Origin of the sequence: Brachybacterium fresconis (assembly GCF_017876515.1) — a bacterium.
Classification (GTDB): domain Bacteria; phylum Actinomycetota; class Actinomycetes; order Actinomycetales; family Dermabacteraceae; genus Brachybacterium; species Brachybacterium fresconis.
Map to the genome: position 1 here is coordinate 3305101 of NZ_JAGIOC010000001.1, position 24091 is coordinate 3329191.

Genomic DNA, 24091 nt, shown 5'->3' on the forward strand with positions numbered 1-24091 from the left:
ACTCGCCGAACGGTACAGAATCGAGATGACGCTCGGCGCCGGAGAATCGATCCGCAGGACTCCCCACGCGCGAGCAGGACGACGAGGAGTCACGACCATGCTGACCCGATTGCATGACGCCATGCGCCTGCGCACCTCGCCGGCGATCTTCTTCAGCTCGGCGGCGATCATCATCGCCTTCGTGATCGGCACGATCGCGTTCACAGATCCGCTGAACACAGCGGTCTCCGCGGCCTCGGACTGGCTGCTGACCAATCTCGGATGGTTCTACATCCTGGGCGTGACCGTCTTCCTGGCGTTCCTCATCATGATCGCCGTGGGACGCTTCGGGCGCGTGAAGCTGGGCCCGGACGAAGAGCCCCCGGAGCACTCGGGGGGTGCCTGGTTCGCCATGCTGTTCGCCGCCGGCATCGGCTCGATCCTCATGTTCTGGGGCGTCGCCGAACCGGTGAGCCACTTCGGCGATCCTCCGCGGGGCGAATCCTTGGGCATCGAGGCGGGCACCTGGGGTGCCGCCAAGGACGCCATGAACTTCACGTACTACCACTTCACGCTGCACACCTGGACGATCTTCACGCTGCCGGCGCTGTGCTTCGCGTACTTCATCCACAAGCGCAACCTGCCGCCGCGGGTCAGCTCCATCTTCCAGCCCATCCTCGGCGAGGGCATCCACGGCCCGATCGGCAAGCTCATCGACGTCGTCGCGATCGTCGGCACCGTCTTCGGCATCGCCGTCTCCATCGGCCTGGGCACCCTGCAGATCAACGGCGGCCTCAACCAGCTGTTCGGGATGCCGGAGAACGCGGGTTGGCAGCTGATCATCATCGGCGTGGTGTGCGGTCTCGCCCTCATCTCCGTCTCGCTCGGCCTCGACAAGGGCATCAAGGTCCTGTCGAACATCAACATCGTCACGGCGATCCTGCTGCTGATCTTCGTGCTGTTCGCCGGTGGCTCCACGCTGTTCGTCCTCAAGGGCACCATCGAGTCCTTCGGCAGCTACCTGGTGGCCCTGCCCGAGCTCGCCCTGTGGAACGACACCTTCGCGAACACCGGATGGCAGAACACCTGGACGGTCTTCTACTGGGCCTGGACCATCACCTGGTCCCCCTTCGTCGGGATCTTCATCGCCCGCATCTCCAAGGGCCGCACCATCCGCCAGTTCGTCGCCGGCGTGCTCGCCGTGCCGTCCGCGTTCTCCGTGGTCTGGTTCGGGATCTTCGGCTACTCGTCCTTCAACATCGAGCTCAACGGCGAGGGGGGACTGGTCGACACCGTGGTCGGCGACGGGGACATCCCCGGTGCCCTGTTCTCCTTCCTCAGCCACTACCCCGGGGCGTTCTTCATCTCCGTGGTGGCGATCATCCTGGTGATCATCTTCTTCGTGACCTCGGTGGACTCCGCCGCTCTGGTCACCGACTCGATGGCCAACGGGCACGAGGACTACAACCCGCTGGGACAGCGCATCTTCTGGGGGCTGGCGATCGGTGTGATCACGGCGACGCTGCTGGTGTTCTCCGGGTCCAACGGCCTCGAAGCGCTGCAGTCGACGATCATCCTGGTCGGTCTGCCGTTCTTCATCATGGGCTTCTTCCAGATGTACGCCCTGTACCGAGCGCTCCAGGAGGACGCCGGCGAGCTGCCGCAGATGAAGACTCGCGAATGGGCGCAGGTGCTGCCGCCGGAGGAGTACGAGCGCCGTGAGGAGGACGAGGAGTACGACACCGAGGACTACGTCGTCGAGCCGACCTTCACCACCGAGATCCCCGTCATGCGCGATCCGTACGAGGATGTCGAGGAGGCCGAGGAGAACGGCGATTCCAGCCGTGCGACCCTGCCCGCCCGGACCGGAAGCGGTCGGGCGGATCTGCCGGAGGGCGGGCGCTCGGAGTCCCGCTGACCCGGAGGCAGGCGGTGGCGTCCGACGTCATGGAGGACGACGGCCCGCCCGGACGTCGACGGACACGCCTGCTCACTCCCGGGCATCCCGTCAGATGTGTCGCTCAGGGAGGGACTGAGCGACACATCTGACGGGATCGAACGGGGCAGCGGCGCCGACACCGAGGGCCGACACCGAGGGCCGACGATCCGAGCTGCGGATCGTCGGCCCTCCTCAGGTCGTCGGCGGAGAGATCAGGTGGGATCCACCTGGTGCTTGTCGGCGCTGCGGCGGTAGTACATCGCCAGCACTGCGCCGGAGAGGTTGTGCCAGATGGAGAAGATCGCCGCGGGCAGGGCGGCGGCCGGGCTGAAGGCGGTCGCGGCGAGCGTCGCCGCCAGGCCCGAGTTCTGCATGCCGACCTCGATCGAGGTGGTCCGCGAGGCGCGCTCGCCCTGCTTCAGGACGCGGGCCAGCCAGTAGCCGGCGAGATACCCGATCGCGTTGTGGAGCACGACGGCCAGCAGCACCAGGGCGCCGGCGGAGACGATCGCCTCGGTGGAGCCGCTGACCACGGCGACCACCACCAGGGAGATGCCGACGACGCTGACCCATGGCAGCGCGGGCAGCACCCGGTCGACGAGCCGGCCGAGCAGCAGACGGACGACGATGCCGCCGATGACCGGGATCAGCACCATCTGCACGATGGACAGCGCCATGTCGCCCGCGGCGATCGGCAGGTAGGAGCCGGCCAGCCAGAGGGTCAGCAGCGGGGTGAAGATCGGGGCGAGCAGGGTGGAGATCGAGGTCATCGTGACCGACAGGGCGGTGTCCGCCCGGGCGAGGTAGGAGATGACGTTCGAGCTGGTGCCCCCGGGGGCGCAGCCGACCAGGATGACGCCGACGGCGAGCTCCGGCGGCAGCTGCAGCAGTACGGAGACGCCCAGGCCCACCAGCGGCATGAGCACGTACTGGGCGACGACGCCGATCAGCACGGGCAGCGGCCGGCGCGCGACCAGGGTGAAGTCGGGGATCGTCAGCGTCAGCCCCATCGCGAACATGATGACGCCGAGGAAGAGCGCCGTGAACGGCGCGATCGCCTGGCCGGCCGCCGGCACGAAGAAGGCGAAGGCGGCCGAGGCGAGGATCAGGGCGGGGAAGACGGTCACGGCGATGCGTGCGGACCGGTCCTCCCTCGAGCGCGTGCCTGCACTCGTCTCGGTGGTGGGTGCGGGGGCTGAGGAGGTCATGGCAGAAGGCTACGACCGTGTCCGCGATGCGAGAATGGCGTCTCAGAGATCGAGAGGCCGGTCGTTCCGAGGCGTGGTCCCACCCGTATCGGGCCCGCTCATCACCGTGAGCGAGTCCCGTCGCCCGTCGACCGCGCACGTGAGTCGTCGCTCAGCTCCGCTGTCGCGCCGGCACCGGCCAGTCGTGCACGGGGTCGCCGGAGTCCACGCCCTTCCGGTACAGCCGGGTCATCTCCGCCAGCGCCTCCGGGCGGCCGGCCCCGCGCACCTCGAGGGAGGTGACGGTGTCGATCTGCCAGCGGGCGCCGTTGCGACCGGTGCGGGCCCGACCGGTGAGGATCTCGCCGTAGTGCTCGGCGACCTCCCTGTCGGCCCCCAGATCGCGCAGCCCCTCCACGGCCAGCGGGATCAGCTGCTCCCGCAGCAGGTCCGCCACCCGCACCCGGCCCACCCGCGGCCAGCTCACCCGCGCCTCCAGGCCCCAGCGGGCGCATTGCTGGAACGCCTCGTCGGCCTGCTCGAAGCTCATCCGCGACCACAGCGGCCGCCGCTCGTGCACGAGCGCGTGGACCAGCCCGTAGAAGAAGGCGGCATTGGCGGCCATGTCCGCGGGGGACGGGCCGGCCGGCAGCACCCGGTTCTCCAGCCGCAGGTGCGGCACGTCGGTGCCGGGATCGTAGATCGGACGGTTCCACCGCCACACCGTGCCGTTGTGCAGCCGCAGCTCGTGCAGCCGCGGGGCGGCGCCCTCGGTCAGCAGCGGCTCCTCGGCCATGTCGCGGGATTCGGGGATCAGCGCCGGGAACAGCCGCACGTTCTCCTCGAACAGGTCGAACATCGAGGTGATCCAGCGCTCGCCGAACCACACGCGGGGGCGCACGCCCTGGGTCGCGAGCTCGGGCGGCCGGGTGTCCAGCGCCTGGACGAAGGTGGGGATCCTGTTCTCGTGCCACAGGCGCTTGCCCAGCAGGAACGGCGAGTTCGCCGCGAGGGCGACCTGGGGGCCCGCGATCGCCTGGGCCGCGTTCCAGGCCGGGGCGAACTGCTCGGGGGGCACCTGCAGGTGCAGCTGCATCGAGGTGCAGGCCGATTCCGGGGCGATCGAGTCGAAGGTGGCCTCCACCCCCTTGCCCTCTCCCTCGATGCGCAGGGTGATCTCCTCGCCGCGGGCCTCCATCACGCTGTTCTCCAGCGCCTCGTAGCGGGGGCCGGGGGCCCGCCAGGCATCGCCCGTGAACAGCTCCTCGGTGACGGTGGGGAGGTGGCCGATGGGGATCACCCGCGCGCCGCGGCGGCGGGCGGCGCGGTCGGCCCGCTCGATCTTCTCCGCCAGCTCCCGCTCGAGATCGCGCAGCCCGCGGCCGGTGGGGTGGGTGACCGGGAGGTTCACCTCGAGGTTGAAGCGGCCGATCTCGTGGACGAACTGCTCGTCGTCCAGGTCCTGCAGGAGCGTGTCGACCAGCAGCGCCGGGGCCATGTCCGCGATCTCGGCGAGGTTCATCTCCAGCTCGACGCCGACGGTGCCCTCGTCGATGAACTCGGCGGTGTCGAGGAAGGACTCGAACAGGTCGAGGTTGCGCCGCAGCTCGTGGCGATAGCGCGTGCGCTGCGAGCGTGTGTACTCGGTGGTGCCGATCTCGCGTCCCATGGGGACCTCCGGAGCGTGATGGGGCGTGTGCGGTTCATCCAAGCATGTGGGGCCCGGGCGGCGAAGCCGCTGCCGCAGGACGGAACAGTCGGTCGGCCCGCGCGGCTGCGCGGCATGTCGCCCGGCCACTGCCGCCGGGGGCGTCGTCCCGCCGCTGCCGCCCGCGCTGTCGTCCCGCTGCTGCCGCCCGCGCTGTCGTCCCGCTGCTGCCGCCCGCGCCGTCGACCCGCTGCCGTCGGCCGCGCCGTCGTCCCGCTGCCGTCGGCCCGTCGGCTCGAGACCTCGGTCCGTTGCCACCGGCCCCGGCCAGGCATAACGTGGCAGCAGCGACCCCGCTCGACGAAGGAGTTCCCGATGTCCGACCTGACGAGCAGTTTCGACCACGTGATCGTCGGCGGCGGCGTCGCCGCCGACATGGCGGCCCGGTCGATCCACGAGAAGGCGCCGGCGGCCACGATCGCGATCCTCTCGGCCGACGCCGACGGCCCCGTCTACCGCCCCGCCCTGACCAAGGACCTGTGGCACGGCGAGGACCCCGATCCCGCCTCCCAGGACCTCCACACGGCCGAGGAGACCGGGGCCGAGCTGCGCACCGCCACCTCGGTCACCGCACTCGATCCCGCCGCCCGCACCGTCACCACCGCGGCCGGTGACACGATCGGCTACGGCACGCTGCTGCTGGCCACCGGCGCCTCCCCGCGCCGCCTCGGCGACGGCGAGGACCAGCGCGTGGCCTACCTGCGCACCGTCGCGGACTACCGCCACCTGCGGGACCTGGTCCAGGACGGCACCCGGGTCGCCGTCGTCGGCGGCGGATACCTCGGCACCGAGATCGCCGCGGGCCTCGCCCACGCCGGCGCCGAGGTCACCCTGCACCACACGGGCCGTGTGATCCTCGAACACATGTTCCCCGACTCGATCACCTCCCACCTCACGGAGGTCTTCGAGCAGCACGGCATCACCCTGGTCGGCGGCTTCCGCCTGGCCGGCATCGACGCCGGGGAGCACCTCACCCTGACCGCCGAGGACGGCCGCAGCGCCGCCGCCGACATCGCCGTGCTCGGCCTCGGCGCTCAGCTCGCCAACGACCTCGCGAGGTCCGCGGGGCTCGAGATGGACGGGGACAGCGTCGTGGTCGACGCACAGCTGCGCACCAGCGCCGAGGGCGTCTGGGCGGCCGGGGACATCATCCGCTTCACCGACCCCCTGCTGGGGGACCGCCACGTCGAGCACGTCGACCACGCCTGGGCCTCCGGCACCACCGCCGGGACCAACATGGCCGGCGGCCAGGAGGCGTACGACTACACCCCGCTGTTCTACTCCGACCTGTTCGACGACGGCTACGAGGCGATCGGGCACCTGGACACCTCGCTGGAGATGCTCGAGGTGTGGAGCGAGGATCGCAGCGCCGCCGTCGTCCACTACCTCGACGGTGAGCAGGTCGCCGGGATCCTGCTGTGGAACACCTGGGACTCCGTGCCGACGGCCCGCGAGGTCATGGCCGCCTCCCGAGCGGGACGCCTCCGGCGGGAGGAGCTGCCCGCGCAGATCGCCCCCGGCGGGTGAGGCGCTCGTGAGCAGCCGTGCGGGGCGGTGGGGGTGATGCGCACGGCGGGACGTCGGCCTGCACCGAATCCTGACAACTCCTTCCCAGAGCCCGACCACGACCCCCGCGGAACACCCTTCCGAGCTCTCTAGGCTCTCGGCCATGGACCATGGTCACCGCGGTTTCACCCCGCTCGAGGAACGCCTCGACGCCTGGGCGCATCGCCGCTCGCAGGCGCTCGCGGTCGACGCCAGCCGGCTGCGCCGAGGGCTGCTGGAGTTCGCGGTGTTCACGGTGAAGCAGGCCTGGGCGTGCGTCTTCGGCGCCGCGATGCTCGTGCTGCTGGTGCTCGCCGGTCTGCTCTACCCCGACGGCGCCCTCCTGGTGCGCGGCGATGCGCTGGTGATCGCCGCCGTCACGGTGCAGGCGGCGATGCTCGTGCTGCGCCTCGAAGGCGGTCGCGAGCTGTGGGTGATCATGATCTTCCACGTCGTGGGCACCGCGATGGAGGTGTTCAAGACGCACGTCGGCTCCTGGTCCTACGAGACCGACGGGCTGCTGCGGATCGGCGGCGTCCCGCTGTACTCCGGGTTCATGTATGCCGCCGTCGGCTCCTACATGGTGCGGGTGATGCGCCTGTTCGACCTGCGGTTCGTGCGCTATCCGCCGATCTGGACGACGGCCCTGGTCGCGGCGGCGATCTACGCGAACTTCTTCACCCACCACTATCTGCCCGACGCCCGCTGGGTGCTGCTCCTGCTGGTGGCGTGGCTGTACGCGCCGTGCGTGATGACCTTCCGCAACCGTCGCGGCGGCGCCCGGTTCCGGATGCCGATCCTGCTCGCCTTCGTCGGCGTCGCCTTCTTCCTCTGGATCGCCGAGAACGTGGGGACCTGGGCGGGGGCCTGGATCTACCCGCACCAGGCGGCCGGCTGGCAGCTCGTGCCGCTGACGAAGTTCGTCTCCTGGCTGCTGCTGATGATGATCTCCGTGGTGCTGGTGACCTTCGTGCACCGGCCGCGGGAGCCGGACGCGGCAAGCGCCCGGAACGAGGAGGGAGAGCGCGACCGCCTCAGGCGCTGATCGTGTCCTCCGCCTCGGGTCCGGCCTCCGCGCCTGCGCGCCGTCGGCCCTCCCGCGCCGCGGCGATCGCGGCCACCAGCGTCACCGCCGACAGCGCGACCAGCACCAGGCCGGGGTGCCACCACGCCTGGGACGTCCAGGTCCCCAGCGCCGAGGTCAGCAGCGGGACGAAGCCGCCCACGGTCGCCGCCACCGCGTAGGCGAGCGAGAGCGCCGAGTAGCGCAGCCGGCCCGGGAAGAGGTCGCTCATCAGTCCGCCGAGCGCGGCCCAGGACATGGTGGGCAGGATGCCGCCGATCACCATCATCGCCACCAGCACCCCGAATCCGGCCGACTGCAGCAGGAAGTACATCGGGAAGGCGATCAGCGCGGTGCCGGCGGCGCCGATGCCGACCACCAGCGTCGAGCTGGTGCGGGCGGCCAGTGCTCCGAAGGCGGGCACGGTGATCAGCTGCAGCAGCGAGCCGATCGTCGCGGCGGTCAGCAGCTGCAGGAAGGGATAGCCCAGCACCGCCGCGCCGTAGTTCATCGTGTAGGTGTTCATCAGCGCGTAGGAGCCGATGCCCAGCTGGGCCACCGCGACCGCGATGACCAGCGCCAGGGGACGGGTGCGCAGCAGGGCGAGCACGGGCCGGCGGGCGCGGCTGTCCGTGCGGGCCAGGCGCGAGAACACCGGGGTCTCCTCGACCCGGCGGCGCAGGTACAGCGAGACCAGCAGCAGCGGCACGGCGAGGAAGAAGGGCACGCGCCAGCCCCACGCCTGCATGGCCTGCTCGGGCAGCGTCAGCGACAGGACGATGAACACCGCGGCGGAGAGGATCGAACCGATCGGTGAGCCGAGCTGGGGGATCGCGGCGTAGAACGCGCGCTTGAGCGGGTGGGCGTGCTCGGTGGCCAGCAGCACGGAGCCGCCCCACTCGCCGCCGAGTGAGATGCCCTGGAACAGGCGCAGCGCGACCAGTCCGGCGGCGCCCAGCCATCCGGCCTGCTCATGGGTGGGCAGCAGGCCGATCAGCCCGGTGGCCACGCCCATCAGCGTCACGGTCCACAGCAGCGTGGTGCGCCGTCCCAGGCGGTCGCCCATGTGTCCGAAGATGATCGCGCCGACGGGGCGGATCACGAAGGAGACCGCGATCGTGCTGAAGGAGGCCAGCGTCGCACCGGCCGCCCCCAGGGGTTCGAAGAACAGCGGGCCGACGAAGAATGCGGCGAAGTAGGCGTAGAGGTAGAAGTCGAACTGCTCCAGCGAGGTGCCGACCATGGACGCCCAGGCGATGCGCCAGGGTGAGCGGGAGCCGGCGGCCTTCGGTGCGGCAGTGGTCGTCATGATCTCTCGCTTCCTGCCGCGGCGGGCACCGGGATGCGCCGTGCACGCATCCGTCGGCACAGCGCGGCTCGGCCCGGGAACATTCCCGCCCCGGCGGCTGCGGGCGAGGGGCGTCACAGGAGCCGGGACGGCGGCGGGTCGGCGCGGGCCCGCCACGGGCCCGGGTCGAGTTAAAGTCACCGATCTCGTGACGCCGCTCACACGAAAGCGTCACAGCATCCTCTTCTGGTCACGGTGAGTCTAATGTCCTCGTCACCAGTAAAGGTCCTCGGGACTTTAACAGGAGGTGTCGCCGACGATGAACGATCCGATCTCCCTGGCCGTCTCGACGGTCATCTTCGCCCTGCGCCCTCATCCGACCACCCGTCGGCTGGCGCTGTGGGTCCCGCTGGTGCGTCGCATCCGTGCTCCCCACCAGGGACGATGGGCGCTGCCGGGCGGTCCGCTGACCCCCGACGAAGGGCTGGCCGCGTCGGCCGCGCGGAACCTGCGCGAGACCACGCAGCTGACCCCGCAGTACCTCGAGCAGCTCTACGCCTTCGGCGGTCTGGACCGGGCGCCCACGGCCGCCGAGCGCACCGTCTCGGTCGTCTACTGGGCGCTGGTGCGCCCCGAGGAGGCCGACGCCGGCGCGGCCGGCGTGAACGTGCAGTGGTTCGTCGCCGACGAGGTGCCCGAGCTGGCCTTCGACCACTCGCTGATCGTTCAGTACGCCCTGTGGCGCCTGCGCAACAAGGTCGAGTACTCCCGCATCGCCGCCGCCTTCCTGGGGGAGTCCTTCACCCTCGCGGAGCTGCGCGGCGTCCATGAGGCGGTCCTGCAGCGCACCCTCGACCCCGCCAACTTCCGCCGCCAGATGGAGGCCTCGGGCCGCCTCGTCGCGACCGACGCCTTCCGCACCGGCGGACGCCACCGCCCGGCCCGCCTCTACCGCCACGACCGATCCATCCACCTCGCCGACAACGGCCCCCTCACGGGCCAGTGACCCCACAACCCACCGGAGAGCACGCCATGACCACCACCCACAGCTCCGTCGACCTGACCCTCCGCGACATCTCGGCCGGCACCACCACCGGCAGCAGCTGCTCCACCGAGCTGCTCGACGCCCCCTGGGACGTCGACGCCCGCGACCCCGGCTACGGCCCCGGCGCCTCGATGGCAGACCCGATCCCGGCCGCCGCCCCGCGCCAGGGAGAGATCCCCCAGGAGTACCGCGACGCGAGCGCCGAGGAGCTGGACCGCCGGATCCGCGCCGCGAAGGCGGAGCTCGGGGACCGTGCGGTGGTGCTCGGGCACTTCTACCAGCGCGACGAGGTCATCCAGTACGCCGACCACGTGGGCGACTCCTTCCAGCTCGCCACCGCCGCGACGGCCCGCACCGAGGCCGAGGCGATCATCTTCTGCGGGGTGCACTTCATGGCCGAGACCGCCGATCTGCTCTCCGGGCCCGACCAGGCCGTGATCCTGCCCAACCTCGCCGCCGGCTGCTCGATGGCGGACATGGCGGACATCGACCAGGTCGAGGAGTGCTGGGAGCAGCTCATGGAGGTCTACGGCGGCGAGACGCCGGGGGTCGACGGCCGGATGCCGGTCATCCCCGTGACCTACATGAACTCCTCCGCGGACATCAAGGGCTTCGTGGGCCGCCACGGCGGCATCGTGTGCACCTCCTCGAACGCTTCGACGGTGCTGGAGTGGGCCTTCGAGCGCGGGCAGCGGGTGCTGTTCTTCCCCGACCAGCACCTGGGCCGCAACACCGCCAAGGCCATGGGGATCTCCCTGGACGAGATGCCGATGTGGAACCCCGGCCGACCCCTCGGCGGCAACGACGAACAGACCCTGCACGACGCCAAGGTGGTGCTCTGGCACGGCTTCTGCTCGGTCCACAAGCGCTTCACGACGGCGCAGATCGACACGGCCCGCGCCGAGCACCCCGGCGTGCGGGTCATCGTCCACCCCGAGTGCCCCATGCCCGTGGTCGACGCGGCCGACGAATCCGGCTCCACCGACTACATCCGCCGCGCCATCGAGGGCGCCGCCGAGCCCACCACCTTCGCCATCGGCACCGAGATCAACCTGGTCCAGCGCCTGGCCGCCCAGCACCCGCAGCACACGATCTTCTGCCTCGACCCGGTGGTGTGCCCCTGCTCGACGATGTACCGAATCCACCCCGGCTACCTCGCCTGGGCCCTCGAATCGCTGCTGGACGGCGAGGTCATCAACCGCATCAGCGTCGGCGAGGACGTCGCCGAGCCCGCCCGGGCGGCCCTGGAGCGGATGCTCGCCGCGAAACCCGCGCCGGACAGCGCCGCCCCGGCGTCGAGCGTCACCCCGGGGCCGGGTTCCGCCCCGGCGTCGAGCACCGCCGCGGAGCGCTGAGCATGGCGCGGGAGCAGGAGGCCGGGCTGGGCACCGAGGTGCTGGTGGTCGGCTCCGGCATCGCGGGGCTGACGGCGGCGCTGCGCGCCTCTCGGCACGCGGACGTGCTGCTGGTGACCAAGACCGAGCTGGCCGACGGTTCGACCCGCCATGCCCAGGGCGGCATCGCCGGGGCGCTGGATCCCTCCGACAGCCCGGCCGCGCACGCCCGCGACACCCTCGCCGCGGGCGCCGGACTGGGCGAGACCGAGGCGGTGCGCGTGCTGTGCCAGGGCGGCCCCGACGCGATCGCCGACCTCATCGCCCGCGGTGTCGACTTCGACCGTGCGGCGGACGGCACCTACGCCTGCGGTCTCGAAGGTGCCCACGGCCGGCCACGCATCCTCCACGCCGGTGGGGACGCGACCGGGCGTGCGATCGTGGACGCCCTGGTCGCGGCGGTGCGCGTGCAGGCTGCGGGGGAGTCGACCGGGTCGCTGACCGTGCTCGAGCACGCCGCTCTCGAGGACCTGCTGGTCCAGGATGGCCGCGTGGTCGGTGCCGAGCTGCTGACGGCCGACGGGTCGCGGCGGCCGGTGCACGCCTCCGCGACAGTCCTCGCCACGGGTGGTGCCGGGCAGCTCTTCTCCCACACCACCAATCCCGTCGTCGCCACCGGTGACGGGATCGCCGCCGCCTGGCGGGCCGGTGCCGCGCTCGAGGACCTCGAGTTCTACCAGTTCCATCCCACCGCGCTCGCCGTGCCCGGGTCCTTCCTGCTGTCCGAAGCGGTGCGCGGTGAAGGGGCGGTGCTGCGCGACGAGCAGGGCCGGCGCTTCCTGCCCGGCATCGACCCGCGGGCGGAGCTCGCCCCGCGCGATGTGGTGGCCCGGGCCATCGCCCAGGTCATGGCCGTCCAGGACGGGCGGCCCGTGCTGCTGGACGCCACCGGGATCGGCGCGGAGCGCCTGCGGGAACGGTTCCCCACGATCGATGCCGCCGTGCGCGCGGCCGGGTTCGACTGGGGCAGCCGGCCCGTTCCCGTCACCCCGGCCGCGCACTACTGGATGGGTGGCATCCGCACCGATCTCGAGGGGCGCACCAGCCTGCCCGGTCTGTCCGCGGCGGGGGAGTGCGCCCGCACGGGCGTCCACGGCGCCAACCGCCTGGCCTCGAACTCGCTGCTCGAAGGCGCGGTGTTCGGAGCCCGGGCCGGTGACGCGGCGGCCGGCGCGGCCCGGGCGGGGGTGGGACTCACCGGCGCGGCCCGGGCGGGGGTGGGGCTCACCGGCGCGGCCGAGCTCCCCTCCGCGTCCCCGGCTCCCGGTCAGAGCGCATCCACGGGCGTTATACGAGCATCGAGCGCCATATATGCCGAGGCTGCTCACCGAGCGCCCGTGGATACGCCGCCCTCCCCTCCGTCTCCGCCATGTGCCCTGCCCGGGGTCCCCTCACGCGATGTCGTTCCCACGTCGCCGCCCCGCGTCGATCCCACGCCGTGGACCCGGTCCGCGCTGCAGGAGCTGATGTGGTCCCACGTCGGGCTGCTGCGCACGGGCGAGCAGCTCACCGCGGCCGCCGCGCAGCTCGCCGTCTGGCAGGGCCCGGACCCCGCCGCCCTCACCACGGTCGGCGAGCTCGAGGACCGCAATCTCCTCGACCTCGCCCGCCTGCTCACCGCCCACGCCCTGGCGCGGACCACATCCGTCGGCGCCCATCACCGCCTCGACGATCCGTCCGTCGCGCCGGACGATCGGATCCCCGCTCCCGACCCCTCGCAGGAGGCCCTCGCATGCTGACCACCTCGCCCGCCCTGCCGACCGCCCAGATCGACCCCGTCGTCGCCGCCGCGCTCGCCGAGGACGCCCCGTGGGGTGACCTGACCGGCCAGGTGCTCCTGCCCGCCGACGCCACCGCGAGCGCGCAGCTCGTCGCTCGCGAGGACGGCGTGGCCGCCGGTCTCGCGGTGTTCGCCGCCGCCTTCCGCCTCACCGATCCCGCCACCGAGGTGACCGCTCGCCTCGCCGACGGGGACAGCTTCACCGCCGGTGACGTGCTGGCCACCGTGACCGGGCCGGCCCGCGCCGTCGTCCAGGCCGAGCGGATCGCCCTGAACTTCAGCCAGCGGATGTCCGGCATCGCGACGCTCACCCGGCGCTTCGTCGAGGCCGTCGAGGGCACCGGCGCGGCCATCACCGACACCCGCAAGACCACCCCCGGCCTGCGCGCCCTCGAACGGCATGCCGTGCGCTGCGGCGGCGGGGTCAACCACCGCTTCTCCCTCTCGGACGCCGTGATGGCCAAGGACAACCACCTCGCGGTGCTCCAGCAGCAGGGCCTGGACCTCACGGAGGCGATCCGCCACGCCCGGGTCCAGCTCGGCCACACCACCTCCCTCGAGGTCGAGGTGGACCGGATCGATCAGATCGAGCCGGTCATCGCCGGCGGTGTCGACATCATCATGCTCGACAACTTCTCCCTCGAGGACCTCGCCCGGGGCGTGCAGCTGATCGCCGGCCGCGCGATCATCGAGGCCAGCGGCACCGTCACCCTCGGGACCGTCGGCGACATCGCCCGCACCGGGGTGGACGTCATCTCCTCCGGCGCCCTGACCCACAGCGCACGGCACCTCGACCTCGGCCTCGACATGACCGTCACCTCCGGAGCCTGAAGGAGGCGCCGATGCTCTACCTCGACACCGCCGCCACCACCCCGGTGCGCCGCGAAGCGCTCGAGGCCGCCTGGCCCTACCTCACCGGCACCTTCGGCAACCCCTCCAGCCACCACGCGGTGGGGGAGGCCGCCGCCGCGGGGCTGGAGGATGCCCGTCGGCGCGTGGCCGCCGTGCTCGGGGTGCGCCGCAGCGACCTCGTCTTCACCGCCGGCGGCACGGAGGCCGCGAACCTCGCGATCAAGGGGCTCGCGCTCGCGACTCCGCGCGGAAAGCACCTGGTCACCGCCGCCACCGAGCACGAGGCCGTGCTGGAGACCGTCGACTTCCTCCGCCGCGTCCACGGCTTCGAGGTCTCCCACGTCGGGGTCGCCGCCGACGGGACCATCACCGCCGAGGCCCTGCGTGCCGCGCTGCGGAAGGACACCACTCTGGTCTCCCTCGCGCTGGCGAACAACGAGATCGGCACGATCACGGACGTGCGGGCGCTCGCCGAGGTCGCCCACGAGGTCGGAGCCCTGGTCCACACCGATGCCGTCCAGGCCGCCGGGTGGCTGGACCTGCGCGGGCTCGGCGTCGATGCGCTGACCCTCTCGGGCCACAAGCTCGGCGCCCCCAAGGGGATCGGCCTGGCCATGATCCGCGGACGCCTGCCGGTGGAGCCGCTGGTCCACGGCGGCGGGCAGGAGAACGGCCGCCGATCCGGCACCGAGAACGTCGCCTTCGCCGTGGCCCTCGCGACCGCGCTCGAGCTCGCCGAGACCGAGCGGGAGCAGAAAGCGGCGCGCCTGGCCCCGCTGCGCGACCATTTCCTCGAGCGCGTGCTCACCGCGCGCGAGGGCGTGCTGCGGACCGGGGCGGATCCCCGCCATGCGGGGGCGCGGCTGCCGGGCCACGCATCCTTCTGCGTGTCCGGTCGCAGCGGGGAGTCGATCCTGCTGGACCTCGCCGAGCGCGGCGTGATCGCCTCCAGCGGCTCGGCCTGCGCCGCCGGCAGCGACGAGCCCTCCCACGTGCTCACGGCTCTGGGCATCCCCCGCGAGGTCGCCCAGACCGCGGTGCGCATCACCCTGCCCGCCGACGTCACGGCCGCACAGCTCGCGGCGGCCACCTCCGCGCTCGAGGAGGTCCTCGCCCGCCCGTGAACCGGCGACCTCCGCCGGCGCGATGGCGGATGGCGGCATGTGAATCGTTCCGGTCCGGTGCCTCTGTACCCGTAGACTCCCGGCGTGACCGACCAGAGCTCCCCGCCCTCCGCCGATGCCCCCGCCGACACCGCTGCTGCCGCCCCTGCCGTCACCCGTGCCGTGATCCTCGCCCGCGGACTCGGCACCCGCATGCGCACGGCCGACGAGAGCGCCGCGCTCGACGAGAAGCAGGCCGCCGTCGCTGCCAGCGGCGTCAAAGCCCTCATCGACGTCGGCCGCCCCTTCCTCGACTACGTCGTCTCCGTGCTCGCGGACGTCGGCGTCACCGAGATCTGCCTGGTCATCGGCCCCGAGCACGAGGTGCTGCGCGAGTACGCCGCGCGCGTCAGCGGCGGCCGCGTCACCGTCAGCACGGCCGTGCAGGCCGAGCCCCGGGGCACTGCGGACGCCGTCGCCGCCGCCCGCGACTTCGCCGGCGACCAGCGGGTGATCGTGCTGAACTCGGACAACTACTACCCGCGCGAGGCCCTCGCCGCGCTCGCCGCCGCCCCGGGCAGCGCCCTGGTCGGCTTCGACCGCGAGGCGATGGTGACGGGCTCCAACATCCCCGCCGAGCGGATCCGCGCCTTCGCCCTGGTCGCCGCCGATGAACAGGGCCGCCTCCAGGACATCGTCGAGAAGCCCGACGAGCAGACTCTCGCCGCCTACGGCGAGCAGGCCCCGGTCTCGATGAACGCCTGGCTGTTCACCCCCGCGATCTTCGACGCCTGCGCCCGCATCGAGCCGTCCGTGCGCGGCGAGCTCGAGATCATCGACGCCGTGCGGCTCCTGGTCGCCGAGGGCGAGGCCGTCACCGTCGTCCCCGCCGCTGTCGGGGTGCTGGACATGTCCTCCCGCGGCGACGTCGCCGGCGTGCAAGAGGCTCTGGCCGGGATCGAGGTGCGCCTGTGAGCGACGCCCTCGAGGAGCTCACCGCCGGAGCCCCCGGCACCTCCACCTGCTGGTTCGTGCCCGGACGCATCGAGGTCCTCGGCAAGCACACCGACTACGCGGGCGGCCGCTCCCTGCTGGCCGCCGTCGACACCGGCCACACGATCACCGCGAGCGCCCGGCAGGACCGCGTGCTGCGCGCCCGCTCCGAAGGCGCCGACGGGACCGTCATGATCGACCTGGACCGTCCCGAGGAGTCCGCCGCCGACGAGACCGAGGGGCACTGGGGCGGGTACGTGCGCACCGTCGCCGCCCGCCTGGAGAAGAACTTCCCCGGACAGCTCCGCGGCGCCGACGTCACCGTCACCTCCACCCTCCCGCTGGCGGCCGGGATGTCCAGCTCCTCAGCGCTGGTCGTCGGCCTCGCCCTGGCGCTGATCGACCTCTCCGGCCTCGCCGCCGATCCCGCCTTCACCCGCGAGATCACCACCATCGAGAAGCTCGGCGAGTACTGCGGCACCATCGAGAACGGGCAGAGCTTCGGGTCCCTGGCCGGGGAGCGCGGGGTGGGCACCTTCGGCGGCAGCGAGGACCACACCGCGGTGCTGTGCGGCGTGCCCGACGCCCTCGTGCAGTACTCCTTCTGCCCCGTGCGCCACGAGCGCACCGTCGGCCTCGGTGACGAGCTCGTCCTGGTGGTCGCCGTCAGCGGGGTCGAGGCCGCCAAGACCGGCGCCGCTCGCGAGGCGTACAACCGCGTCTCGCGCGCGGTCATCGAGCTGGTGCTGCGCTGGCAGGAGGCCACCGGCGGCCGGGAGGAGACCCTCGCCGACGCGCTCGCGAGCGCGACGGACGCCGCGGCGCGCCTGCGCGAGCTCGCCGCCGCCGACGACTACCTCGTCGGCCGCCTCGAGCAGTTCCTCACCGAATCCGAGCAGATCATCCCCGCCGCGTCGACCGCGCTGGAGACGGGCGATCTCGAGGAGTTCGGGCGCCTCGTCGACCTCTCCCAGACCGGCGCCGAGACCGGGCTGCGCAACCAGGTCCCCGAGACCATCGCCCTGCAGCGCCTCGCCCGCGAGCACGGCGCCCACGCCGCGAGCGCCTTCGGAGCCGGCTTCGGCGGCAGCGTCTGGGCCCTCGTCCCGGCCGACGGGGCCGAGCGCTTCGCCGCCGAGTGGCTGGAGGCCTACCGCGCCGCCCACCCCGAGCGCTGCGACGCCACCACCGCGATCACCCGCCCCGGCGGAGCCGCCCGGCGCGTGCGCCGCTGAGATACGGCGGCGTCGGACGGCCAGGGGTCGGCATGCGCCGTCCGCCCCGGTCGCCCGTGCAACCTCATACCCGCTGCCGGGCCCGAAACTCCCGCCAGTACCGGCGGCGCCGCCGCACCACCTCCCGCGCCCAGCGCGGATAGAGGACCAGCGGCAGCGGGATCACCGCGAGCACGAAATACAGCACCGGGATCAGCAGCACGATCAGCACCCCGACCGCGAGCCCCCGCAGCACCGGGAAGCCCTCGAGGACGAGGATCGCCGCGACGTCGATCAGGGCGAGCCCGATCGCAGGAGCCCCGAGGACGACGATCCGCTCCAGCATCCAGTTCTCCGCCGGCGGCGGAGCGATCCAGTGACGAGCCGGGGGAGACCCGCCGTGACGTGACCAGAGGGTGTAGGCCAGCAGCAGCAGCCCGACGACCACGAGGACCAGAGGGAGGAGAGCTCGTTGCGACACGCCAAGATTGTCGCAGGCAGACGGCGCGCTGTCCTGTTCCCGGCAGGTCGCGATGTGGATGGGGAGTACTCCCCATTGCGCGAGCTGATCCCGTCGGAGAGTCTGATCCGGTTCGGTATGACGGCATGGGGGGACTGCAGACGTGAACTTCTACGGGATGGATACGGTTCAGGGACAGGAATTCGCCTCGACGCTGACCGAACGCCGGAGCGCCCTGGAGGACAACACAGCCCGGCTCTCGTCCGTCGTGGCGCGGATCGACACCTTCTGGCGGGGCCAGGACGCCGAGTCCTTCCGCACGGAATGGGAGGGGCTGCGCACCGGTCAGATCTCCACGACTCTCGAGCGGTTCGCGGACCTTGCCGAGGAACTGAGGAAGCACGTCGATGAGCAGGACGGCGCCTCGGAGGTCACGGGAGGCGACGGCGGATTCGACCTGGGAGACATCTTCCGCGGCGGGGACATGCCGGGGTGGCGGGACATGCTCCCCAACGACTGGGAAGACGTCGTCGGACTCGGCCTCGGGGGGATCCTCGACGGGCTCGACGGCGCCTACGGCGCACTCTCCAAGTACCTCGGCAATCCCAAGATGATCGCCTCGCTGTTCATGGTCGGCGGCGACGAGATGGCGGACGCCGCTCAGGCGGCGTCGCGCAGCGCGGGCGGGCTGTCCAGGGTCTTCGGGGCCGCCGGAGCCGTCGTCTCGGGCGGCTTCGCCGCGTGGGACCGCTGGGAGGCGGATGCGAGCGACCCCAGCCTCGGCACCGGTGAACGTATGGGGCGAGCAACCATCGACGGTGTGGCCAACGCCGGTGGCGGTGCCCTCGTCGGGTGGGGCGGAGCGGCACTGGGCGCTTCCGTGGGGACCATGATCTTCCCCGGTGTCGGTACGGTCATCGGCGGCGCGATCGGGGGGATCGCCGGAGGGCTCGCCGGGGGGACAGCGGGCAACTTCCTCGCGGACTGGGCTCTTGGCTGACGGAACCCGCAGACCTCGTACCATCCGATATGGACGCAGAACCCATATACAGCGCGAGCAGGAGGACCGATGATCCGAGAGGCAGTGGCCGCGGCGACCGTCCCGGGGGTCGTCGTCTCCCTCGAGAGACCGGACTCCTGGCTGGTCGAGCGCGGAGAGACGACTCCGGCCTTCCTCGCGCTGCAACCGGAGAACGAAGCGGGACCGTTCCGCGACAACCTCCTCGTCGCGATCGAGAAGCCCGCCACCGAACAGCCTCTGGACCTCGAGACGGCACAGTCGATGTCTCGTGCCCAGGCCCTCGCGACGGTCCCTGATTACCACCTGATCGATGATCGGCCCCTTGAGGTCGGAGGGGTCGACGGCTGGTTCCGGGCGGCGGTGTACTCCTCCGAGTCGATGACCACGGTGACCGTCCGCCAACTGTTCGCGGTCCACGGCGGTGTGCTCGTCACCATCACCCTGACCAGCTTCCCCTTCCGGGACCCGGAGTCATCGGAGCTGTTCGAGCGCGTCGCCGCCACCTGCTCGATCACGACCGAAGGGGCCGAGGCCTGATGCTCACGTACGACTCCGCGACGGCCACGTTCCGTGGGTCCCCGAGCGAGATCGATGAACTGGCCCGCCAGCTGACCGTCGACGACGCCGTCTCCGTCCTTGCCCGTCTACGGGACGACGGGGCCGAGATGCCTGAGGGCACCGGGGACGATCTACTCGCGTCCATCGGGGTGACCCTCTCCTCCTCCCTGTTCACGGTGGAGCTCACCGTGTCCGGTCCGAGCGGCCACCAGCGGCACGTGATCGACGCCGGGCAGAACGCCGTGGGGGTGCGTCTCAGCCCGCTCACCGATGACCTCTCGGAGCTGAACGGCTTCCCCGTCGTGAATCTGCCGGGTGGTATGACTCGGCTCGTGAGGTTCCTGCCGGGGATGCCCCCCGCCGCAGACGCCGAAGCCATTCGGGTGCGCACGTCGGCCGTCGTCGACCTCGGCGCGCCGGAGACCTCTGTCCGTCGCAGCGCATGGGTCGAGGTGCAGCCGCACCTTGCGGAAGCCGGGTATCAGGCCGACGGGGCGAGCTCCTGGCAGCTCACTCGCTCTCGCGCAGAGTGGATCTCCATGGATGGCGAGGAATCGTCGAATCTCGCTGTCTACCTTCGCGTCGCCACGCAATACTTCGTGGTGGTCGAAACGGACGACGGTGTCGATCTGGTGCCGGTTCCGTCGGTCACGGCCTGGGAGACCATGATGCAGGTGCTCCCGGGAGCCAACGAGGTCGGGCGGCCGAGCTGAGCGGCCGCGCCGCTGGGGCTGTGTGATCAGCTGTGCCACGATGAGCGGGTGACCACGCCGATGAACTCTTCCCTGCCCTGGCCGACCGAGGCCCCCGCGATCCCGCTGCTGTCCGTACGACCGGTCCTGGACCGCATCGCCTCCCTGGCGCGCACCCACGAGCAGGACGTGACGCTCGTTCCCGGCTTCGCGACGAACGAGGAGGAGCTCGCGGCGGATCCGCCGCCCGCGCTCGAGCAGATCCTCGACGAGCTCGGCGGCATCGAGCTGTGCGGCCACCCCGTGCTGAACCTGCTGATCGAGGACCGCACCGACGTCGGCCCCTACACCCTGCTCGGATCGGCCACGACCTTCTACCCCCTGTACGAGACCCCGGATGCCGCCGTGATCCTCACGATCGACGACGACGGCGCCCCGGGCGCGATCTACGGCATCGGCGAGGACCTCGCCCTGCAGCTGGCCGCCGCAGATCTGCCCTCCTACCTCGAGCGCTTCGCCGACGCCCTCGAGGCGAGCCTGGCGGCGCTCGGCGAAGCCCCCGAGGAGGGGGAGGCCCGCACCGAGCTCGCCGAGCAGCTCATGGACCAGCACCTGTTCGCCGCCTTCCTCGGAGAGGCCGACGATGACGAGGACGACGCCGGGGTGAGTCCGTATGCCGCGGACTCCGGTGCCGTCACCTCCGCAGAGACGACGACGGTGCCGGTGCAGAGCCCGTCGGCCGCCGGGCCGGGCGACCTGCCCGAGGGGACGATCGCCGTGGCGGATCTGCGCCAGGCTCCGCTCGGGGCCCGCGTCGAGCTGATCGATGCCGACGTGCCGGGGGATCCGCTGGATCTCCACGTCGCCTGGCGCGAGCGCGGTCGCGTCGTGGCGCTGCTGACCGCCTGACCCCGTCCCTCCCGTGCCTGCCCGGCGCGCTCCGCCCGCCGGCCTGATCCCTGCGCGCCGCCCGTCGCCCCAGCGCACCCCATGGGGAGTCCTCCCCATGGTTCGTTCCCGGCGGCCCGCCTACGGTGAGAGCGTCACAGGGGAACGGGTGCGACGGCGAGGGGAGCACGGCGGTCGATGAGCGGGTTCTGGGGCGCCGACACGGAGGCGCTGCGGGAGATGGGGTCCGCCTCGGTGCGCCGTGCAGAGCTGCTGGCCGATCTCGAATCCGTGCTCGCCTCGCGCATCGATTCCATGGAGTGGACCGGGGACGACGCCGAGGCGTTCCGCGCGGACTGGGCCGGGAAGGTCCGGCCCGGCATGCAGGACTGCTTCGTGGAGCTGCGTCACCAAGCGCGGCGTCTGCTCAGCCACGCCGAGGAGCAGGAGCACGCCTCCAGCCCGGACAGCATCGGCGGTGCCCTCGGCGGGTCTACCCTGGACATCCGGCCACCTCGACCCTGAGCGGCCACGACCAGGAGGAGCGCCATGACCTCGTCCAGCACGGACACCCCTGCACCGGTTCTCGTCCTCGTCCCCGGAGCGGCTGGGACCCCGCACGACGGCAGCGCCCCCTTCCGCCTCGCCGACCCCGCGGTGCCGCAGCTGTCGATCACCGACCTGGTGGCCACCCGCGGCGACGGCATCTTCGAGACCATCGGCGCCTTCGACGGACGACCCATCAACGTCGGCCCCCACCTGGCGCGCCTCGCCCGCAGCGCCTCCCTGCTCCAGATGCCCGCGCCTCACCAGGAGACGCTCCTCGCCGCGATCGACGCCGCGATCGAGGCCCACGCCGACGTCCCCGAGCTGACCATCCGCGTGATGTACACCCGGGGCATCGAGGGTGCCGGCACCCCCACCTGCTGGATCGATGCGCACGTCTCCGACGACTGGGCCCCGTACCGCCGCGGGATCCGCGTGGCCGCCCTGGACCGCGGCCTGTCCACGGCCGTCCCGGAGACCAGCCCCTGGCTGCTGCCCGGCGCGAAGACCCTCAGCTATGCCGTGAACATGGCGGCCGTCCGCGAGGCGAAGCGCCGCGGCGCGCAGGACGCCCTGTTCGTCGCGACCGACGGCTACGTGCTCGAAGGGCCGACGTCGACGCTGCTGGTGCGCCGCGGCGACGCCTTCCTCACCACGCCCGTCAGCGCCGGTGTGCTGCCCGGAACTTGCGTGACCACCCTGTTCACCGCGCTGCAGGACGAGGGTCACGAGGTGCGCGAGCAGCTGATGACCGTGGCGGACGTCGCCGGCTCCGACGGGGCCTGGCTGCTGTCCTCCACCCGTCTGGCGGCCCCGATCACCCACCTCGACGAGGCCGAGCTGCCGCTCGACCTCGAGCTCACCGAGCGTTTCGAGGCGCTGCTGTCCGGGAGGGCATGACCGCCCGTCGACGTCTGCCTGCGAGGCGCCGGACCAGAGGCGGAGATTCTGTCGACCTCGGACCCGGGCAACGTCCTGTCGGCGCGCACCACGGCCGCTCGGAGGTTCGGCGCGGCGCGAATATGGGCGAAGCGCGCAGCCCGGGCGCGGCAGGTGTCAGAATGTGGCAGCGACCAGGAGGCCCCATGAGCTCGAACGAGCGAGACCACGATGACGCCCACGGCGAGGATGCGGCAGGACCCGTCCCCCTCGCGCTGACCGTCGTCGTCGCCCGCCTGGACGTCACCGATCCCGCGGACGTGCTGCGCTCGCTGTCCGGCTTCCTGCTCGACGCCGGCGCCGTGACGCTCGACTTCCCCGAGGCCCTGCAGGCGCGTGAGCAGCGCTATCCCACGGGCCTGCCCACCCCCATCCCCACCGCGATCCCGCACGCGGACCCCGAGCACGTGCTCACTCCCGGACTGGCGCTCGCGACCCTCGCCCGTCCCGTCCCCTTCGGGGAGATGGGAGGGACCGGCGGCACCGTTGACGCCCGCCTGGTGGCGATGCCGCTGCTCAGCGACGTCCGAGAACACCTCATCGCCCTGCAGCGATTGATGGGTCTGCTGCGGGACGAGGAGGCGGTCGCCGATCTGCTGGAGGCGGCCGACGAGACGGAGCTGCGCGAGCGCGCCGAGGCCCACCTCCGTGCCGGTCCGGCCGCTCCCGGACCAGGCACCGATGACACCGAGGAGCACCACGCATGAGGACGCCGCGGCTGGGGGTGAAGGCACTGATCGTCCGCGACGGCCACGTGCTCATGAACCGCTACATCGATCCCGACGGCAGCACGGTGTTCGCCCTGCCCGGCGGCGGCCAGGAGCACGGCGAGGACCAGGTCGCGGCGCTGATCCGCGAGTGCCGCGAGGAGATCGGTGCGCTCATCGAGGTGCACCAGGCGGCGTGCCTGTTCGAGATCATGATGGATACGCGCATGGTGGACGCATCCCCGATCCCGCCGTTCCACCAGGTCAACGTCGCCTACTGGTGCGGCCTCGCCGAAGGGGAGGAGCCCGGGAAGGGCACCGAGCCCGATCCGGGGCAGGCGGGCACGGCCTGGTTGCCGCTGGCAGGTCTGGATGCCTACGACGTCCGGCCGACGCGGCTCGCCCGCTGGCTGGAATCCGACCCCAGCAGCCGTCCGTTCTCGCTGGGGGCCGGGGGCTGAGGACCCGCCGTCGGCCCGACGACCTCCCCCGCTGACCCGCCTCAGTGGCCGAGGTTGAGGTGCGCGCGGTGGTGATCGCTCGTCTCGACCAGATCGACCAGACCGAGGGCGTAGTCCGCGGCGGAGATCACGCCGCCGTCGCTCTGGACCGCGACGTCGTCGCCGAGTCGATAGCGGCCGAGCTGCTCGGCGGGCAGATGCGCGCCGAACCTCAGAGCCGGGCTCACGAACAGCCAGTCGAGCGTCGCGGGTGTGGCCGGGAGGTCCTCGATGATGAACGCCGCTCCCTCTCGGATCTCCTCGTGGAGCTCCTCGGGGATGCCGCTGAGGTCGCTCACGAAACGATCCGCTCCGGGCGCGGGACGCAGCGAGGAGGCGCCGCCGACGATGATCAGACGCACGCCGGTGGCATCGGCCACGCGGGCGATGGCCCGGTGGGAATCGCGCCAGGTCCCGGCCTGCGCGCCGCGAGGGGCGAGCGCGTCGACCACGACGTCGGCGTCGGCGATGGCCCAGGACAGCGTCGCCTCGTCGCCGGCATCGCCCTGGAGGTAGGTCACGTGAGGAACCGGCTCCTCAGGGGCCGAGCGGCTCAGCGCGGTGACCTGGTGGCCGCGTCCGGCGGCCTCGGCGACGATGGCGGAACCGGCGTAGCCGGTGCCTCCGATGACGGTGATGCGAGACATGAGATGCCTTTCTGTGCACGGGGTGGCGTCGGAACCGACGTCT

23 protein-coding genes are annotated in these 24091 nt (G+C 72.0%); 18 read left to right on the forward strand and 5 right to left on the reverse strand.

Translation table 11 applies throughout. The features are described 5' to 3' along the window. The first annotated feature begins 97 nt into the window (after positions 1 to 97). Positions 98 to 1897, forward strand: coding sequence for a BCCT family transporter (locus tag JOF44_RS14725; RefSeq protein ID WP_209892972.1), 1800 nt, complete (start codon positions 98 to 100; stop codon positions 1895 to 1897). A 233-nt stretch (positions 1898 to 2130) separates the two neighbouring features. Here JOF44_RS14725 and JOF44_RS14730 read toward each other — a convergent pair whose 3' ends face one another. Both JOF44_RS14730 and JOF44_RS14735 read right to left on the reverse strand, forming a co-directional pair. Further along, on the reverse strand, positions 2131 to 3126 hold the full coding sequence (locus tag JOF44_RS14730) for a bile acid:sodium symporter family protein (protein ID WP_209892975.1): 996 nt from the start codon (positions 3124 to 3126) through the stop codon (positions 2131 to 2133). Between the two features lie 151 nt (positions 3127 to 3277). Beyond that, positions 3278 to 4774, reverse strand: coding sequence for a glutamate-cysteine ligase family protein (locus JOF44_RS14735; RefSeq protein WP_209892977.1), 1497 nt, complete (start codon positions 4772 to 4774; stop codon positions 3278 to 3280). 354 nt (positions 4775 to 5128) lie between these two features. Here JOF44_RS14735 and JOF44_RS14740 point away from each other — a divergent pair, with 354 nt between their 5' ends. Beyond that, entirely contained in the window at positions 5129 to 6340 is a 1212-nt protein-coding gene (locus JOF44_RS14740) for an NAD(P)/FAD-dependent oxidoreductase (RefSeq protein WP_209892981.1), read from the forward strand. Positions 6341 to 6482: 142 nt separating this feature from the next. Next, the gene (locus tag JOF44_RS14745; protein ID WP_209892984.1) at positions 6483 to 7403 is read left to right on the forward strand and encodes a DUF817 domain-containing protein; all 921 of its coding nucleotides are present in this window, start codon (positions 6483 to 6485) and stop codon (positions 7401 to 7403) included. On the opposite strand, the gene JOF44_RS14750 is transcribed toward JOF44_RS14745, so the two are convergent. Beyond that, positions 7393 to 8730: an MFS transporter gene (locus tag JOF44_RS14750; RefSeq protein WP_209892987.1), complete on the reverse strand. Its 1338-nt coding sequence runs from the start codon at positions 8728 to 8730 to the stop codon at positions 7393 to 7395. The two genes, JOF44_RS14745 and JOF44_RS14750, sit on opposite strands and share 11 nt — an antisense overlap. A 298-nt stretch (positions 8731 to 9028) precedes the next feature. On the opposite strand from JOF44_RS14750, the gene JOF44_RS14755 reads away from it, so the two are divergent. The 7 genes from JOF44_RS14755 to JOF44_RS21010 all read left to right on the forward strand — a co-directional run bounded on the left by JOF44_RS14755 (position 9029) and on the right by JOF44_RS21010 (position 17111). After that, positions 9029 to 9715 carry an NUDIX hydrolase gene (locus JOF44_RS14755; protein WP_076811405.1) on the forward strand — a complete coding sequence of 229 codons (687 nt, stop codon included), beginning with the start codon at positions 9029 to 9031 and terminating at the stop codon, positions 9713 to 9715. Between the two features lie 26 nt (positions 9716 to 9741). Next, on the forward strand, positions 9742 to 11109 hold the full coding sequence (gene nadA, locus JOF44_RS14760; protein WP_209892990.1) for a quinolinate synthase NadA: 1368 nt from the start codon (positions 9742 to 9744) through the stop codon (positions 11107 to 11109). 2 nt (positions 11110 to 11111) lie between these two features. Continuing rightward, entirely contained in the window at positions 11112 to 12887 is a 1776-nt protein-coding gene (gene nadB, locus JOF44_RS14765) for an L-aspartate oxidase (RefSeq protein WP_209892993.1), read from the forward strand. Then, a complete protein-coding gene (gene nadC / locus JOF44_RS14770; RefSeq protein ID WP_209892995.1) occupies positions 12881 to 13759 on the forward strand; it encodes a carboxylating nicotinate-nucleotide diphosphorylase in 879 nt (292 codons plus the stop codon). Before nadB ends, nadC begins: the two co-directional genes overlap by 7 nt. A gap of 11 nt (positions 13760 to 13770) precedes the next feature. Beyond that, positions 13771 to 14904 (forward strand): cysteine desulfurase family protein, encoded by a 1134-nt coding sequence (locus JOF44_RS14775; RefSeq protein ID WP_209892998.1) that lies wholly within the window; start codon positions 13771 to 13773, stop codon positions 14902 to 14904. A gap of 84 nt (positions 14905 to 14988) precedes the next feature. After that, positions 14989 to 15858 (forward strand): nucleotidyltransferase family protein, encoded by an 870-nt coding sequence (locus JOF44_RS14780; protein ID WP_342591797.1) that lies wholly within the window; start codon positions 14989 to 14991, stop codon positions 15856 to 15858. After that, positions 15855 to 17111 (forward strand): GHMP family kinase ATP-binding protein, encoded by a 1257-nt coding sequence (locus JOF44_RS21010; protein ID WP_209893001.1) that lies wholly within the window; start codon positions 15855 to 15857, stop codon positions 17109 to 17111. The genes JOF44_RS14780 and JOF44_RS21010 overlap by 4 nt, the downstream gene beginning before the upstream one ends. Positions 17112 to 17175: 64 nt before the next feature. Here JOF44_RS21010 and JOF44_RS14790 read toward each other — a convergent pair whose 3' ends face one another. Next, positions 17176 to 17571, reverse strand: coding sequence for a hypothetical protein (locus JOF44_RS14790; protein ID WP_209893004.1), 396 nt, complete (start codon positions 17569 to 17571; stop codon positions 17176 to 17178). Between the two features lie 157 nt (positions 17572 to 17728). On the opposite strand from JOF44_RS14790, the gene JOF44_RS14795 reads away from it, so the two are divergent. From JOF44_RS14795 to JOF44_RS14830, 8 genes are all read left to right on the forward strand, one after another. After that, the gene (locus tag JOF44_RS14795; protein ID WP_209893007.1) at positions 17729 to 18550 is read left to right on the forward strand and encodes a hypothetical protein; all 822 of its coding nucleotides are present in this window, start codon (positions 17729 to 17731) and stop codon (positions 18548 to 18550) included. A gap of 69 nt (positions 18551 to 18619) precedes the next feature. Beyond that, positions 18620 to 19108, forward strand: coding sequence for a hypothetical protein (locus JOF44_RS14800; protein ID WP_209893010.1), 489 nt, complete (start codon positions 18620 to 18622; stop codon positions 19106 to 19108). Continuing rightward, complete coding sequence (locus JOF44_RS14805) at positions 19108 to 19842, forward strand: hypothetical protein (protein WP_209893013.1); 735 nt, start codon at positions 19108 to 19110, stop codon at positions 19840 to 19842. Before JOF44_RS14800 ends, JOF44_RS14805 begins: the two co-directional genes overlap by 1 nt. A gap of 48 nt (positions 19843 to 19890) precedes the next feature. Then, a complete protein-coding gene (locus JOF44_RS14810) occupies positions 19891 to 20730 on the forward strand; it encodes a hypothetical protein (protein WP_342591798.1) in 840 nt (279 codons plus the stop codon). 177 nt (positions 20731 to 20907) lie between these two features. Continuing rightward, on the forward strand, positions 20908 to 21234 hold the full coding sequence (locus JOF44_RS14815) for a WXG100 family type VII secretion target (protein ID WP_209893016.1): 327 nt from the start codon (positions 20908 to 20910) through the stop codon (positions 21232 to 21234). 24 nt (positions 21235 to 21258) lie between these two features. Further along, positions 21259 to 22155 carry an aminodeoxychorismate lyase gene (locus JOF44_RS14820; RefSeq protein WP_209893019.1) on the forward strand — a complete coding sequence of 299 codons (897 nt, stop codon included), beginning with the start codon at positions 21259 to 21261 and terminating at the stop codon, positions 22153 to 22155. A 185-nt stretch (positions 22156 to 22340) separates the two neighbouring features. Continuing rightward, the gene (locus tag JOF44_RS14825) at positions 22341 to 22901 is read left to right on the forward strand and encodes a PTS sugar transporter subunit IIA (protein WP_209893022.1); all 561 of its coding nucleotides are present in this window, start codon (positions 22341 to 22343) and stop codon (positions 22899 to 22901) included. Continuing rightward, a complete protein-coding gene (locus tag JOF44_RS14830; protein ID WP_209893025.1) occupies positions 22898 to 23362 on the forward strand; it encodes an NUDIX domain-containing protein in 465 nt (154 codons plus the stop codon). Before JOF44_RS14825 ends, JOF44_RS14830 begins: the two co-directional genes overlap by 4 nt. 41 nt (positions 23363 to 23403) lie before the next feature. On the opposite strand, the gene JOF44_RS14835 is transcribed toward JOF44_RS14830, so the two are convergent. Continuing rightward, entirely contained in the window at positions 23404 to 24048 is a 645-nt protein-coding gene (locus JOF44_RS14835) for an NAD(P)-dependent oxidoreductase (protein ID WP_209893027.1), read from the reverse strand. Positions 24049 to 24091 lie beyond the last annotated feature (43 nt).

What these genes read in the sequence shown, in the direction of transcription:
- JOF44_RS14745 (WP_209892984.1), top strand. Translation starts at nt 6,483, where the DNA reads ATGGACCATGGTCACCGCGGTTTCACCCCGCTCGAGGAACGCCTCGAC.
- JOF44_RS14735 (WP_209892977.1), bottom strand. Translation starts at nt 4,774, where the DNA reads ATGGGACGCGAGATCGGCACCACCGAGTACACACGCTCGCAGCGCACG.
- nadA (WP_209892990.1), top strand. Translation starts at nt 9,742, where the DNA reads ATGACCACCACCCACAGCTCCGTCGACCTGACCCTCCGCGACATCTCG.
- JOF44_RS14800 (WP_209893010.1), top strand. Translation starts at nt 18,620, where the DNA reads ATGATCCGAGAGGCAGTGGCCGCGGCGACCGTCCCGGGGGTCGTCGTC.
- JOF44_RS14830 (WP_209893025.1), top strand. Translation starts at nt 22,898, where the DNA reads ATGAGGACGCCGCGGCTGGGGGTGAAGGCACTGATCGTCCGCGACGGC.
- JOF44_RS14835 (WP_209893027.1), bottom strand. Translation starts at nt 24,048, where the DNA reads ATGTCTCGCATCACCGTCATCGGAGGCACCGGCTACGCCGGTTCCGCC.
- nadB (WP_209892993.1), top strand. Translation starts at nt 11,112, where the DNA reads ATGGCGCGGGAGCAGGAGGCCGGGCTGGGCACCGAGGTGCTGGTGGTC.
- JOF44_RS14795 (WP_209893007.1), top strand. Translation starts at nt 17,729, where the DNA reads ATGGATACGGTTCAGGGACAGGAATTCGCCTCGACGCTGACCGAACGC.
- JOF44_RS14740 (WP_209892981.1), top strand. Translation starts at nt 5,129, where the DNA reads ATGTCCGACCTGACGAGCAGTTTCGACCACGTGATCGTCGGCGGCGGC.
- JOF44_RS14750 (WP_209892987.1), bottom strand. Translation starts at nt 8,730, where the DNA reads ATGACGACCACTGCCGCACCGAAGGCCGCCGGCTCCCGCTCACCCTGG.
- JOF44_RS14805 (WP_209893013.1), top strand. Translation starts at nt 19,108, where the DNA reads ATGCTCACGTACGACTCCGCGACGGCCACGTTCCGTGGGTCCCCGAGC.
- JOF44_RS14820 (WP_209893019.1), top strand. Translation starts at nt 21,259, where the DNA reads ATGACCTCGTCCAGCACGGACACCCCTGCACCGGTTCTCGTCCTCGTC.
- JOF44_RS14730 (WP_209892975.1), bottom strand. Translation starts at nt 3,126, where the DNA reads ATGACCTCCTCAGCCCCCGCACCCACCACCGAGACGAGTGCAGGCACG.
- JOF44_RS14755 (WP_076811405.1), top strand. Translation starts at nt 9,029, where the DNA reads ATGAACGATCCGATCTCCCTGGCCGTCTCGACGGTCATCTTCGCCCTG.
- JOF44_RS14815 (WP_209893016.1), top strand. Translation starts at nt 20,908, where the DNA reads ATGAGCGGGTTCTGGGGCGCCGACACGGAGGCGCTGCGGGAGATGGGG.
- nadC (WP_209892995.1), top strand. Translation starts at nt 12,881, where the DNA reads ATGCTGACCACCTCGCCCGCCCTGCCGACCGCCCAGATCGACCCCGTC.
- JOF44_RS14775 (WP_209892998.1), top strand. Translation starts at nt 13,771, where the DNA reads ATGCTCTACCTCGACACCGCCGCCACCACCCCGGTGCGCCGCGAAGCG.
- JOF44_RS14825 (WP_209893022.1), top strand. Translation starts at nt 22,341, where the DNA reads ATGAGCTCGAACGAGCGAGACCACGATGACGCCCACGGCGAGGATGCG.
- JOF44_RS14725 (WP_209892972.1), top strand. Translation starts at nt 98, where the DNA reads ATGCTGACCCGATTGCATGACGCCATGCGCCTGCGCACCTCGCCGGCG.